Source organism: Pseudoalteromonas sp. S2755, from assembly GCF_005886535.1.
Taxonomy (GTDB): Bacteria; Pseudomonadota; Gammaproteobacteria; order Enterobacterales; family Alteromonadaceae; genus Pseudoalteromonas.
Genome location: NZ_PNDS01000136.1, coordinates 1 through 13,703, shown reverse-complemented (window position 1 = coordinate 13,703; position 13,703 = coordinate 1). Strand labels below are relative to the sequence as shown.

Annotated in this window: 13 protein-coding genes; 4 read left to right on the top strand and 9 right to left on the bottom strand. The window is 43.7% G+C overall.

The genetic code is table 11. The features are described from left to right. Window positions 1-119: 119 nt before the first annotated feature. The 4 genes from CWC03_RS19325 to CWC03_RS19310 are packed head-to-tail and all read right to left on the bottom strand — an operon-like array spanning window position 120 to window position 2,760. Complete coding sequence (locus CWC03_RS19325) at window positions 120-1,598, bottom strand: FAD-binding domain-containing protein (RefSeq protein WP_138583267.1); 1,479 nt, start codon at window positions 1,596-1,598, stop codon at window positions 120-122. Further along, window positions 1,591-1,920 carry a hypothetical protein gene (locus tag CWC03_RS19320; RefSeq protein WP_138583266.1) on the bottom strand — a complete coding sequence of 110 codons (330 nt, stop codon included), beginning with the start codon at window positions 1,918-1,920 and terminating at the stop codon, window positions 1,591-1,593. Before CWC03_RS19320 ends, CWC03_RS19325 begins: the two co-directional genes overlap by 8 nt. Then, the gene (locus tag CWC03_RS19315; RefSeq protein ID WP_138583265.1) at window positions 1,913-2,176 is read right to left on the bottom strand and encodes a DUF3081 family protein; all 264 of its coding nucleotides are present in this window, start codon (window positions 2,174-2,176) and stop codon (window positions 1,913-1,915) included. The genes CWC03_RS19320 and CWC03_RS19315 overlap by 8 nt, the downstream gene beginning before the upstream one ends. Before the next feature lie 44 nt (window positions 2,177-2,220). After that, on the bottom strand, window positions 2,221-2,760 hold the full coding sequence (locus tag CWC03_RS19310; protein ID WP_240036227.1) for an isochorismatase family protein: 540 nt from the start codon (window positions 2,758-2,760) through the stop codon (window positions 2,221-2,223). 103 nt (window positions 2,761-2,863) lie between these two features. Here CWC03_RS19310 and CWC03_RS19305 point away from each other — a divergent pair, with 103 nt between their 5' ends. Then, a complete protein-coding gene (locus tag CWC03_RS19305; RefSeq protein WP_212748163.1) occupies window positions 2,864-3,817 on the top strand; it encodes a ribonuclease Z in 954 nt (317 codons plus the stop codon). On the opposite strand, the gene CWC03_RS19300 is transcribed toward CWC03_RS19305, so the two are convergent. Together CWC03_RS19300 and CWC03_RS19295 are read right to left on the bottom strand one after the other, a co-directional pair. Further along, window positions 3,814-5,127: a DUF2252 family protein gene (locus CWC03_RS19300; protein WP_138583264.1), complete on the bottom strand. Its 1,314-nt coding sequence runs from the start codon at window positions 5,125-5,127 to the stop codon at window positions 3,814-3,816. The genes CWC03_RS19305 and CWC03_RS19300 overlap by 4 nt on opposite strands. A 3-nt stretch (window positions 5,128-5,130) precedes the next feature. Beyond that, the gene (locus tag CWC03_RS19295; protein WP_138583263.1) at window positions 5,131-5,961 is read right to left on the bottom strand and encodes a polyphosphate kinase 2 family protein; all 831 of its coding nucleotides are present in this window, start codon (window positions 5,959-5,961) and stop codon (window positions 5,131-5,133) included. A gap of 358 nt (window positions 5,962-6,319) precedes the next feature. Here CWC03_RS19295 and CWC03_RS19290 point away from each other — a divergent pair, with 358 nt between their 5' ends. Beyond that, window positions 6,320-9,223, top strand: coding sequence for a hypothetical protein (locus CWC03_RS19290; RefSeq protein ID WP_138583262.1), 2,904 nt, complete (start codon window positions 6,320-6,322; stop codon window positions 9,221-9,223). A gap of 23 nt (window positions 9,224-9,246) precedes the next feature. Here CWC03_RS19290 and CWC03_RS19285 read toward each other — a convergent pair whose 3' ends face one another. Beyond that, window positions 9,247-10,188, bottom strand: coding sequence for a formylglycine-generating enzyme family protein (locus CWC03_RS19285; RefSeq protein WP_138583261.1), 942 nt, complete (start codon window positions 10,186-10,188; stop codon window positions 9,247-9,249). A gap of 129 nt (window positions 10,189-10,317) precedes the next feature. After that, the gene (locus tag CWC03_RS19280; RefSeq protein WP_138583260.1) at window positions 10,318-11,223 is read right to left on the bottom strand and encodes a formylglycine-generating enzyme family protein; all 906 of its coding nucleotides are present in this window, start codon (window positions 11,221-11,223) and stop codon (window positions 10,318-10,320) included. A 214-nt stretch (window positions 11,224-11,437) separates the two neighbouring features. On the opposite strand from CWC03_RS19280, the gene CWC03_RS19275 reads away from it, so the two are divergent. Beyond that, window positions 11,438-11,980 carry a cysteine hydrolase family protein gene (locus tag CWC03_RS19275; RefSeq protein ID WP_138583259.1) on the top strand — a complete coding sequence of 181 codons (543 nt, stop codon included), beginning with the start codon at window positions 11,438-11,440 and terminating at the stop codon, window positions 11,978-11,980. Between the two features lie 160 nt (window positions 11,981-12,140). Here the strand turns inward: CWC03_RS19275 and CWC03_RS19270 are convergent, their stop codons facing one another. Beyond that, window positions 12,141-12,500 carry a hypothetical protein gene (locus tag CWC03_RS19270; RefSeq protein WP_138583258.1) on the bottom strand — a complete coding sequence of 120 codons (360 nt, stop codon included), beginning with the start codon at window positions 12,498-12,500 and terminating at the stop codon, window positions 12,141-12,143. A 226-nt stretch (window positions 12,501-12,726) separates the two neighbouring features. Here CWC03_RS19270 and CWC03_RS19265 point away from each other — a divergent pair, with 226 nt between their 5' ends. Continuing rightward, window positions 12,727-13,617, top strand: a complete 891-nt coding sequence (locus CWC03_RS19265; protein ID WP_138583257.1) for a hypothetical protein — start codon at window positions 12,727-12,729, stop codon at window positions 13,615-13,617. Window positions 13,618-13,703: the final 86 nt, after the last annotated feature.

The window sequence follows — 13,703 nt, the reverse complement described above, 5'->3', positions numbered from 1 at the left end:
AATTCTCAGTTCCAAAAAATGGCGCAACCTTAGCATTTTTTTTACATGAGGTCATGCTTAAGCGGCTATTTGTCCTCTTTCTGGGTTGAAAGGTGGGGCGTTGTGCAAAAACAAATCAGTTAGAATAGCTTAAGCTGATTTTTATTAGAACTCGCTTGCTTTTTGCGCCCACGACTTGAACGACGTCTTGAAGCGTGAGTGTGACGCACTCTGCCTGTTTCGTCTTTATCTAGGTGCTGTTTATAAAACGTAGAGATTTTTTCACGGGCAATTTTTGCTGCGTCATCGGGTAATTTGGCAGGGCGCTGATATTGGTCTTCTTTTAAACCAGTATAAAGCCAAGGTGTATGCAAGTAATGTGTAGGAACATGATCAAGCTCAGGAATGTAGCGGCGAATGAATTGGCCTTCAGGATCATATTTTTGTCCCTGAGTTATGGGGTTATAGATACGAAACGGATTTATCCCTGTAGTGCCTGACTGCATTTGTACCTGAGGATAGTGGATCCCAGGCTCATAATCGACAAAAAGAGTGGCAAGTCTTGCGGCAGGCCTTTGCCAATCAAGCCATAGGTGATAGCTTGAAAACGCCATCAACATGGCGCGCATGCGAAAGTTTATCCAGCCTGTTGTGATCAGCATTCGCATACAGGCATCTATAAAGGGGACGCCCGTGTTACCGTGAGCCCAAAGTTCATAACGTTGGTGACTAAATTCACTCGCACGCATATCAATTAAGGACGCATGCACAGCACGCTCTGCATAAAGCGGCTCTGATTCTAGCTTTTGCACAAAATGGCTATGCCAGTAGAGTCGGGATAAAAAACCGCTCTTATTGCGTTTTGAGTCAAAATTTAGTGCAAGAGTTTGTTGCAACACATCTCTGAGGCTTAGCACGCCATAGGCCAAATACGGGCTGAGTCTGGAGCTACTGGTTACGGCTTTTACTGGGCTTGAGATACCAAATAGGTAGTTGTCTATCCTATGATTAAAAAAGCTATTCAAGGTTTGCTGCGCGGCTTTGAGTCCACCTAATTGTGGCTTTGGGGCTGAGTCGCTGTCATTCCCAGGGTAGTCATTTAAAAGTGCAATACCACTATGCTGTTGCAGCAGTGGATTGATTTTTGAAGGAGTTGGTAGGCGGTTGCTTTGCAGCCAGTTTTCGGCTCGCTGTTGCCACTCATCACGATTAACTTTTCCCCTAAATACGGCTTGTTGGCGATACTCTTCATACGATACGTGTCTTTCTTTGCACCAGGCAATAACACGCAAATCGCGCTCAAATGTCCACGTATTCCCCGTTTCTTGATGGCAATAAAGGGTTGCTATCGCGATATGTTGATGGATCTTTTCTAGTATTTCAATGATATCACCCTGGCGAACCGTCAGCGTGCCTCCTAAAAGCTGCAGCTGCTCAGCAAGGCTTAGCAGCGACTCTTTCACAAATTGAAACTGTCTTTCGCTGGTATCGAGGAGTTGCCAGTATTCGGGCTCAATAACATACAATATCAGGGTTGGTCTGCCATTATTACACGCTTCGTAAAGTGGCCTATGATCGAACACTCTTAAGTCACGTTTGAGCCAAACAAGATTAATCATCTAACACACCCTTAAACAATAAAGGGTAACGGCGTAGGCGTTTGCCTATGTAGTCGTCGGCGAGGATCTGCTGGCAAATCCGCTCTGCATCATCGTCCACTGCAAACACCCAATCAAAGCGTTCAATGGCGAGCAAAAAGCCACGTTTTAAAAAGCGTTGCTGACGAAATTCATCGCAGTTCTGTTTGATTATTTTGAGTTTATTTGGATTTTCCCTAAGCGCTTCGACTACCTTGTTTAGGTATGCTCGGGTTTGTTTGCTTTCGGGGCGGGGACGTCTAACGCGACGTCCTCGGTTGGTATTTGGATATAAGCTACTCATTAGCCTCTTTAAAAATGTAGTCTAGCTTCTTAACAAAATCGTCTTTGTGCTTATCGTGTTCATAGTCCAAGTGGTAAGTATTATGGAATCCAGAGCGCAGCAACACGCCACTGCCTTGCAGGTATATGGTGTAACCATCTGGATCTGAATAGGCCACTATGCCCTCATAGCGTTTGCCTTCCTCGGTTACTTCACCGTGCTTTTGAATATGCTCGAACACCGTTAACAAGAACTTGCTATCTAATTCATTTTTCATCGTTCACCTCGATACTTGAAATACGCTTTCACTGTGCTAGCCGATCACTTAACTAACGCTGAAATTGCCTTAAATTGTTCATTTTTGGCTGATTTTAGCCACTGAAATAAAATAGACTCTAAAGCCAAAAAGCGTGCGCCATCTGCCTGCATCTGCATTAGCGCCCAATCAGTGTGTTTTGGATTGCGTGAGCAAATACCATCGGCAACTATCACAACGTTGAAATTGTCCGCAAGCAGGTCATTGACGGTTTGTTGTACACAGATATGACTTTCGAGACCAACCACGACGATGGTGTCGCGTTTATATTCTTGAATAGCTTGTTTGCAGGATTCAACGTGGTAGGCACTAAACGCGGTTTTTTCGATAACCGGGAGATCAAATTCAAGTAAGCTCGGTGCTGTATGGCCAAGCCCTTTGGGATATTGTTCAAAAATCAATGCGGGAACAGCCAAATGTTCTGCAGCTTGTAGCAGGGTGGTTACTTGGCGCTCGATATCGCCAAATACCTCAATATGAGGGCGAAATTTTTCTTGAATATCGATCACTAAGATCATGCTGTCCGAAGGTATCAAATTCATCATCTTCTCCTTAGAGATTACGTTGCAAGGCGAGCACGCGCGCTTCGCTATAACGTTATTTATTCGTTACAATGGTATACCCACTTAAAAAGTAAACGGTTTTGGCGTGAAAGTACATTTTCTTGGCACTTCTTCAGGTAGCCCATCTAAGCAACGTAATATGTCGGCAGCGGCAGTAAGCTTTGAAAATACCAAAGCCTGGGTACTAATTGACTGCGCCGAAGCGACCCAGCACGCGCTGCTGCACAGTGAGTTAACCCTATATCATCTCGAAGCGATTTGTATTACCCATCTTCATGGGGATCATTGCTATGGATTACCCGGACTTATTTCATCCATGGCGTTAAACTCTCGCAAAGCGCCGCTAAAATTAATTGCACCGAGGGCCGTTATTCATTTTGTGCAAAGTTGTTTTACACTGACAGAGGTGAGGCTAAGTTTTGACTTAATCACCATCGCACTTGAAGAAATAAACGATAAGTTACAGCTTGAATGTTGCGACATCGACATCATAGCGCTACAACACAGAGTGCCTAGTGTTGGCTATAAGATCACGGAAAAGTGCATTCCTCGCAAGTTAAAAATAGACAAACTTCAGCAAGATGGCATTGCGTCTGGCGGTCACTACAACCTGTTGCAAAAGGGTCAAGACGTAGAATACCAAGGCCGACTTTTAACCTCAGATGACTACAGTTTTTATAGTTGGCAACCTCGAGTTGCAATAATTTGTGGTGATAACGAAAAGCCCGGCTTGCTAACGCAGATGATAAAAGGGGTCGATTTACTTGTTCATGAAGCTACCTTTACCGCTGCTGATCTTCATAAAGTGGGCTTCCATACAGGGCATAGCGATGCCAAGCGCATCGCTCAATTTGCACAACTACATCAAGTACCCATGCTCGCGCTCACTCACTTTAGCGTGCGCTATCATGGCGAGGGCATGCTGCAACCTCTTATTGAAGAGGCCAAGTTGCACTTTAGCAATGCATTCATCATCGCAGAGGATGGCCTAATTGTAGACATTCCAAAGCAAAAGCAAGTTGAGTGCGCAACTGCTTAGCCCTGGGATTGCTCGCAAAACCAACGCCAGTCGGCTACGACTTGCTCGCTGTAATGACTGGCCGATTTGACTAGGTCATCAATGAGGCTAGGTAAGATGGCTACGGCATCCTCCTGAAATTGTAAGGATCGTCTATCTGCTCGCATATGTGAAAGAGCAAGTGCTTCACCGCAAGCTTCTGCATATTGGCTAAAGCCGGATTTAGTTGCTGCACGCTTACCAATGGTGATGTCTTCTGGGTCTATACCAACACGAGCATGATGGCGCGAGCGTACCAGCCAGTGACTGCCTTGCCACAGTGCATTATCTAAAATGAGATCGGTACGGCGCTGCATTTTTCTTTGACTATTGACGGTTAAGTGTGCGGGATCTAAACGATTCACAGGGCTTAAATTTGCAAAATAAGCAAGAGGCGAAGCGAGCTGCTGTTGTTTTACCTCAACAATGTGGCATAGCGGCAGAATATCTTTAGTGGGTTTTTGCACGTTTGGGCCAACCAACAAGTAATATCTGCTCAGATGCAATGAGCCTGTGCCTTGGTCGATACGCTCAACACAATCTAAAATTTCGTCATCAACGTAGGGCGCAAAGTGATGAATAAGGTTTTCTTTTAAATCGGGATCAAGTTGCTTAAACTTCAGTTTGTCTTCGCGAAAACGTAGCGGCTTAATGCTAAGGTCGATTTCCTTAGCAAGTGTGCTTTTTATCGTAAACGCGGCACCCCCCGCCATTCTTTGTAACCCTTTTTGCCATCGTTTATGCAATATATGGTTGTTATTAAACTCGATTAGGCCTGTGTTGCTATCGACCTTATGTTCCAGCGACAACTGACAGGCTTTTAGATAGCTGTGTAAAAAGTCCAATTGTGCTTGGGCAACCAGCTCTTTACTGACTAAAGGTTTACTTCGGTCTTTAATATCTTGTGCTTGCTCTTGAATACGTCCACCTTCTAGTTGGGTAAGCGGTAAACTCACTAAAAAGCGAAACAGGTCCCACACTGCGTGTCCGACGCAGGCATCATCGAAGTCATTAGGTTCAAAGATTAAGGTATCGCCATGGCTGCCTTCTTCACTATGAAAGCCAAAATTGCCCGTATGACAATCTCCCATTATGTAGGTGAGTGGCAGGCTGGTGGCCGCTTCAGGCAACTGCAGTTGCTGCTCCAGTAAATCCTTATACATAAGCGCGGCACTGCCACGAAAGAACCGAAATGGACTGAGTCTCATTTTGTCGAATTTACTGCACTCACTGTTTGCGTGGATACCTTCACGCTCATTAAAGTACGATGCAAGATAGTCGTGACGATTCATGGATTAGTCCTCCCTTTGAACAATACCCAATTGAGATTTTGCCAGTTTTACAACGGCTTTATCGATAGGTGGGGGACTAATATCAACCCCCTTGCTTAACGCTTCGACAATGGTTTTCATCACTTGTACGCGGGCATACCATTTATGCTCCGCGAGGATCAAATGCCAACCCGCTAAATTTGTATCGGTTTTAGCAAACATATCATCAATTGCTTGCTCATAATCTTGTCGCTTTTGGCGGTTGCGAATATCTTCTTCCGTTAGTTTCCAGCGCTTATACGGATTATTTAAACGCTCTGTAAAGCGCTTGAGCTGTTCATCTTCGCTAATGTGTAAAAATAGCTTAACAATGCGGACGTTATCATCTGTTAGCAGACGCTCAAATTCGTTGATTTCTTGATAGGCACGACGCCACTCTTGCTCACTAGCAAACGCTTCAACTCGTTCTACCAACACTCGGCCGTAATATGAACGGTCAAAAATAGTCATAGTGCCCCGAGGTGGTAGCTTAGTTTGAAAGCGGTATAGGTAATGCCGGCCTTGCTCCTCGGGTGTTGGTTTTGCGATTGGATAGACCTTAACGCCGCGCGGATCGAGCTTTTCTGTCATGCGGCGAATAGCGCCTCCTTTACCAGCCGCATCCCAGCCTTCAAATACTAAAATAGCGCGCTTCCCTTGATGAAAATAGGCTTGTTGCACATGTAATAGTTGGGTTTGCCAGTATTTTAACTCGTTTTTGTAGTGTTTTTTCGAATCAATAGCGGGGTGTGTCATGGGAGGCTTAACACTTAGCCCGCGATTTAGCGCTTTTATTTCTGATACATAACTGGTCATGCTAACTCCTTTAATCGCCTTTGGTTAAGTTGGCCCTGTTGCTGTCAAAGCGAAAATATTATCGCACCAACTAACTTTTGAGCGTGTTAGAGTAACCTAGAGTAAACTCTACAGGGACTTTTTGACAATGATATGTCATACCATTTTGTCTTACACTTCCTTAATTTGAGGGAGCTAATCAGGTGCTAACGGCGTTAAAAATTTCTCATCATTTAGAACAGATAAATAGAAAATTTTTCCTTGATTGAATAACTGACTCCATCAGTATAAAATCTACCCCAGATTATATCTCGCGCTCATTGATGAGTAGCAAATTGCATTGATGAGGAACAACCGGAATTAACAAGGAAGGATTGGCATGAAGCCTTTTGACAAGTGGCCTGCACTTGTGCAAGACGCACAGCAAGGTACATTCGATGATTCACTTTTTCAGTCAGATTCAGACGTAAAAAACTCGGTACAACCAACCAGATTGCCGATGGCTAAAGTGCCCAACATCATTCTTAAAGCACTTAACCCCCATCACACTGACTATATTCGTATTGACCCAAAAGAAGCTCGTTACTGGCATGGTGGACTTCATCATCATGACGATAGACAACTACTTGTTATTTCAAATAACCAAGTACAACGTCTCAAAACGGTTTCTCAAGGCAATATAAAGGAGATCTTTGCGTTTATTAAAAAGTCAGCGCTTGAGGCTAAAGTGGAAGGTCAGTTCGGTTCTGGTGGCAGTAGAGGCTTCTCGGGTGGGGCGGGAGAGTTAAGCCAAAACGGTGCACATTTAGGTGCTGCAGCTAAATATGCTGCTACAAGCGATTACTCAAAAAATGATGGTGTGGGCTTCAATAGTAGCCAAGGATCAGGTACAACGCGCCCGTCAATGGGTAAGAGTAACGCTGGGATTCAAAAAACACCCACTAAGCTAGAAAGTACAGCACAGCCCATAGATACTATTGCGCCATCTGTCATTATTGGTCAACCTAATCCAAAGCAGATCGTAAAACTAGAGCAAAACCAAGCCACTAAAAGACGTTTTGCAAATCATGTATTAGGACCGGGAGAAACTGCTGCGAGTGTTGTCGATCAGTATACAGGCACACCAAATGAAAGCCGTATATATGGCTTCAACCATCCTCAGTTTACTATAAAAAACCCTCCCAAAGCAGGTGATAAAGTCAGGGTGAATACCGGCTTTGACGTACTAGTTAAAGGGCAATTTTATAACAGCAACAGCGTTAACCTAATCTGGAAAGGGCCAACGTCGGGTTCAAAATCAGCCATATTGGAGCAAGTGAATGGCAATTATCTACCAGACAGAGGCTACGATTGGGAGTTGGCACTACCGCTTGTGGCGGGGGAATATACATTAACTGCTGAAGCCGGAGGGGCGACGCACTCCGTGAGTTTTTCAGTTGAAGAATCTGAAGATCAACTGGAAATTATTGACTTTTTATATATTCCAGAAGATAACAGCTTTATAGCGGTCACGCAGTCACTTGCGGATATTTTAGAGCAAGAAATGGAAGTACTTAACCCTCCCATGGAGCAGCTTAAGCAAGCGCTGGCTGGACAACAAGACCTCTCGCAACAAGATGATAAAGTAATTGATGCCAAAAAGGCGTTAAACGAGACCCTAAAACCACTTGTTTCAGGCCCTACCGCTAATAAAATTACCGAAGTCATTGGCTTTAAAGGCCGAAAGTATACCTATGTGCGTAGTGATAAAATGGCCAACCACTTTAGACGCTATAAAATTGATACGGACATTCGAAACGGTCGTCGTTTTAGCGATGCGAATGGCAACTTAGACCGTAAGAAACTGAACAAAGCGCTTAAAAATGATTTGAGCAAGCTAAAGGTCAATTTTAAGTATGATAAGAAGCTCGTCGACACGTATACAACCATATGGGGCGAATGGGCTAGGGAGCTTAATGAAGATCTAAAGATAAAAAGGTTTGAAAAAAGCGACTATTTTGACGCCAGTGCAGAGGCGCGATTAATGCGCTACACCCATGGTGCAGGCATTGCGGCAAACTTTAGCCCAAAGGATGGTGTCTTTTCATTTCAAGCTGATGCCAAAGTTGATTTTGCTGTTGGTGAAGCAAAAGCTGCAATGAGTGGTTACTACCCTAATAAAAAAGGGTATGAATTTAAGTTTATGATGCCACTTAAAAATTCGACCAAAGAGCGTGAGATAAACTTAGGCGCGCTCCGATTAAATGCGACCATTGCCTTTTTTGGCTATGCTGGCGCGAAATTACAAGCGGCGGCGAATGTAGGCTGTACAGTAAAGCAAGGGAAAATGATGCTTGAGGGATTAACCCCTGAACAAGTAAAAGCACTTAGCCGCGCCGATCGCAAGTTTGAACCTATAAAAGGCGAGCTCAGCGCATTTGCTGGGGTATCCGCAGGCTGTGAGTTAACTGGTGCTTTGCAGTGGGATAACCCAGAAAAATCTGGTGAATCTAGTTTTTGTGATCTAGCTAAACTAGGTGGAAAGGCAGAAGGCGCATTTGGCGCTGGTGCACATGCCGGATGTTATATTGGGTATGAAGACGGAAGGTTTATACTTCGTGCGAAATTGGGACTTATCTGGGGCGTAGGTGCTGGCGGAGAATTAGTCTGTGAGATAGGTGTAGATGAAATCGTCACGCTTGCCCAATTTGTTTATCACCAGCTTAAAAATAATGATTATGATTACCTTGAATTTATACAGCCATTGGCATTTAACGTGCTTTATAAAGCAGTAGCCATGCATATTGCGACAGGTAAAGATATTATGGAGTTTATTGGCGGTTCTGCTGAGGATATAGATGAGTGGTGGCAGACAAAAGTGTTTATTCATGAACAAGCAAAGGAAATTATGGGTAGGGTACGGCTGAAACCAGAAATGCTCAAATTCACCGTACCTGAGGGTAAAGGTGCAATGTTAAATTTACTCGCTAATCCAAATTTAGCGAGTTTAATTGACTCGGGTACCTATAGCTGGTCTGGCTTAAATGAGCAGCGCGAGAATGCGATTATTATCATACTTAAGCATATTCTCTGCACTGAAGAGCTAGATGAAGTATTACAGCATATGGGAGAGGGCGGCGCAAAATGTAGCCGAAAAGAGGGCTTATCTCAGCTTAATAGTATTTTAGAAGGTGCTCAGCAGCGTGAGTTTGATGCATGGAGACGTAAACTACCAAGTCGAGCACGTTCCGGTTCTGTTGCAGTGGCTATGCTCAATACAAATCCATTTGTTGCAATGGTATAATAGATGCTGTGCAGCCAAAGCTGTTACTTTGACTGCACAACTAGGGGATTAGATTGATTTAGAGCACAACGAAAACCAGTAACTCTATACGGTTTTTCCAATTTTTCAGATTCTTGGCGGGTATATACATTACTACCGCGAGGAGATTCCAAGAACATCCCGCCACGCCTTACTTTTTTAGTTCCCGAGCTAGGCCCTTTAGGATCCTGTTCTGGGGAGTGTTGATAGTAATCCTCAGCCCACCAGTCATTGACCCACTCAATCATATTGCCACTTAAATCATAAAACCCCAATGGGTTAGGTGGATAGGTGCCACTAATATGCGGTTCAGGCTCTTCGGCGAGAGAGTAATTTACACCGAGTTCAAGCATACCTGTATTGGTGGCAAACAAAATATTTTCGCCACGGTTTCGTGCTGCAAATTCCCATTGTGCCTCAGTGGGTAAATCAAAGGGGAGCTGGGTAAGCTCAGCGAGCCATAAGCAATAGTTTTTTGCGCTATACCAACTCACTCCCGCAGGGAATTCAGGTGCGCGCCAAACTTCCCCTTTACCCCAATCCTCCCACATGGTTTTTGGTAGGTCATTTACTGCGGTATATAAATCAAAATCTTCATAGCTTACCTCATAAGCGCCCATTGAATAGCTGGTAAGGGTCACCTTATGAGCGGGTTTATTATCGCGGGCTATGGTCCAAGGTAAGTTATTAGGACCACCGCCATCGCCCATCATAAAGCTGCCGCCTTCAACAAACACCATTTGGGCTTTAGTGCGCTCAATAAGTGCTTGCACTTGTTTGTCTTGCTCGCCAGTAAGCGCGTCTATTTGTTGGCCAAGGCCGTCACACCCGGTCATTACCACACACAGTACTGCGAGGCTGGGAACAGTTGTATTTTGATTGGCGAGAATATCGCGCCGGTTAATGTTGGCAAAGCGGGAGAATGAATGTATCCGTTTATTTTCCATATGGTGACTTTCCGTATGTTATTTATCCTTAGTGCAGCTCAAGCATACCAAGCACACCAGCGAAATCAAAATTGCCACAGCATAAAGTAAGCAGTTTGAATAAACGCTGACTTTTACGATGACAATGAACTAGTTAACTGATTGAACAGGAATTGGCTTAGCTTGATTAAGCACGCAGCGAAATCCAGTTGCCCTGTATGCCTTTTTTAGTTTCTCAGATTCTTGCCGTGTATATACATTACTACCGCGGGGAGATTCTAAAAAACTGCCACCTCGCATGACCTTTTTTGTGCCTTCTTTTGGTCCTTTAGGAGCCTGTTCCGGTGAGTGTTGATAGTAATCCTCAGCCCACCAGTCATTAACCCACTCAATCATATTGCCACTTAAATCATAAAACCCCAATGGGTTAGGTGGATAGGTGCCACTAATATGCGGTTCAGGCTCTTCGGCGAGAGAGTAATTTACACCGAGTTCAAGCATACCTGTATTGGTGGCAAACAAAATATTTTCGCCACGGTTTCGTGCTGCAAATTCCCATTGTGCTTCTGTTGGTAAATCAAAGGAGAGCTGTGTGAGTTTTGCCAGCCATAAGCAATAGTTCTTAGCATCATACCAATTCACCCCCGCAGGGAATTCAGATGCACGCCAAATTTCATTTTTATCCCATTTTGTCCACATGGTTTTTGGTAGGTCATTTACTGCGGTATATAAATCAAAATCGCCATAGCTTACCTCATAAGCGCCCATCGAATAGCTGGTAAGAGTCACCTTATGAGCGGGTTTATTGTCGCGGGCTATGGTCCAAGGCAAGTTATTCGGACCACCGCCATCGCCCATCATAAAGCTGCCGCCTTCAACAAACACCATTTGGGCTTTAGTGCGCTCAATCAGTGCTTGCACTTGTTTGTCTTGCTCGCCAGTAAGCGCGTCTATTTGTCGGCCTAGGTCGTCACACCCGCTTATGACCAAGCATAGTAATGTCGTTAAAGGGGTTAATATCTGGTTATCAATCTTGTCCATAAGTGTGCTATCCATAAGGTATTTGCATACACATTTATCATAACTTGTTTAGCTGTATTGAGACATAGCTAATGTGGCAGTAAGACCAATGTATAAATATTAAAATGACAATATAACGCTTGTAATTTATATTGCTTGGGCACTACAACCCTTTGAAAGAATGAATGCTGTTCAAGATGTTGGCGGCTTTTGAATTTATAAGCAAGATTATGCCCAAAAAGAGTATGCTATGAAATCTGCAGTATTGGTAATTGATGTACAGAGTCTTTTATTCGACCCAGAGCCCAAACCGTATGCAAGTGAAGAGGTGTTAAGCCAAATTAACTTAGTGACAGATTGGGCTCGAAAGCAAGGCATGCCAGTTATCTATATTCAACATGAGCAAAACGGTACTGCGATTGAGTATGATAGTGAAGGTTGGCAATTACAATCAGTACTTCAAGTTGACGCCAATGATCAGTTCGTGCGTAAAACCACCCCAGACTCATTTTTAAACACAAATCTATCTAACATACTTGAAGAACATGGAGCTCAACATATTTATGTTTGTGGCTATGCTACAGAGTTTTGTGTTGATACAACGAGTCGGCGAGCCGCGGGTTTGGGTTATGCAGTTACAATAGTGGCGGATGCCCATACCACACATTGCAAAAAGCACATGTCAGGTGAACAAATAAGAATACATCATAATGCCACACTGCCAAGTATCTCCAGTTTTGGAGTGAAAATATCCGCGGTGTCTACTGCCAAAATTATCGCTTTAGGTGACTGATATAGTCTAGTTTTGTTGAGGGATTACCATTTCCTGTCACTGTTTTCACTTACTCGTCCTAATAACCGGCTGTTAAGGGTTATACATGTTATTACACAAGTGTGAAGCAAACCGGAAACGGTCCTCCTATAAGTTTTAACTAAGCCTTTGGATCAAGGGGTTATTCAATCCACATCCATGTAATTAATGGTGGGTTAGTCGCGTTTGTAAATGTGATATTAATTACGATATCGTTTTGCGTGTTCTCGTATTTCGCTGCAAATATCAGCATTGTATCCTGTCCTCTTCGAAGAGACGCTAATAAGGTTTTGGATTTTAAGCTGCTAAGCTGCGGCGCGATTTCGCGGTATGCCCGCAAAAATCCCTCCTCAGAAACTTTTTTGGCTAAGTCGGTGGTTATTACAGATAAATATGCTTGATAGTTTCCTCTCTCATGCGCTTTCAAAGCGCTGTCGACAACAGGCATAAGAAGGCGAAGTGCCTCTTCTTCTGTTGAACCAAATGTTCCAAAATAATTCATAACTATTATTCTTGTCTAATCCTACTGGTTTTTCACCAACAGGTAATGAATATAAGCAATATTTTTAAGTGTCTCAAACACTGTAAAAGTCTAAGTACCTATTTCAATTGTGAGGTTAATACTTTTATACTAGGGCCTGTTGATCTTTGCTGCTGCAAAAACAAACTTGAAAAATAAACAGGCCCTAACTTACGAGTAAGCAACGTTATTTAATAAGGAGATAGTAATGAATGCTTATAATATCGAGATATTGAAACAATCCATCGACGATAAAACGCGCTTTGATGGCTGGGTATTTGGTTTGCCCCCCGGAATTAAAGCCAATCAATGGCCGCTTGATCCACATACCGGTTATCCGCTAAAGCACAGCTTTACACTAAAATTGCCAGAGGGCTATCGCACTGATGAGAATACGTATGCGGTTAGCTTTTTTGCAATCGCGGTTGATCATAATGATGGCGGACCCGAATATATTGAAGGGTTAGAAGAGGCGTTATTTGCTGAGCAGTCGCCAAATGAACCGCTATTCGAGCCCTTTTGGCAGGCGATGCAAACGGTTCATCCTAGCTGTAAGTTTGCAGCGGATACGCTCGATTGTTATTACGCAACGCTCCTGCTTAGTGAAGCTGAGTTTTACGGCGAGCTCTGTTCACCGCCAGCCATTCTTGAACGGCATTTTGAAGATGATGTTTGTGCTCCTGAATGGCTAGTCGAGGGTGGGGCGAGTTGCTTTTGGAAAATGAACTATTCCCAGTACCTCAGTTTGCCAGCTGAAGAGTACCAAATATATCGCGAGCTTGGTGGAATTCCCCCAGAAGCAGTGAGTTTTAACCGTGCGATTGCGCTTGTCGCCAACCCTAGTGATCCTAATGCGGGCAAGACACCTAGCGAATATGAAGATACAGGTTATATTGACCCGTATGAAGGCGATCCTGAGTGGTTAGAGAGTGTTTCGCCAAATCATTTAGGTGGGACGAGTTTAAACGGTCAAGGGATCCCTGATTTTCTTACACCTTACTACATCGAATTCGAAGAGATCTTAGGTGGGCATAACTTTGGCGGAGGGATAGGTATACTTGATTTGGTAAACCGCGAGTTTGATTGGAGTTGTGGCTAATATTAACTAATACCAATTTATCTTAATACTTGCTCAATTTGAAGGAGTAAATCTGACGCTAACGGCGTTAAAAATTTCTTATTAAT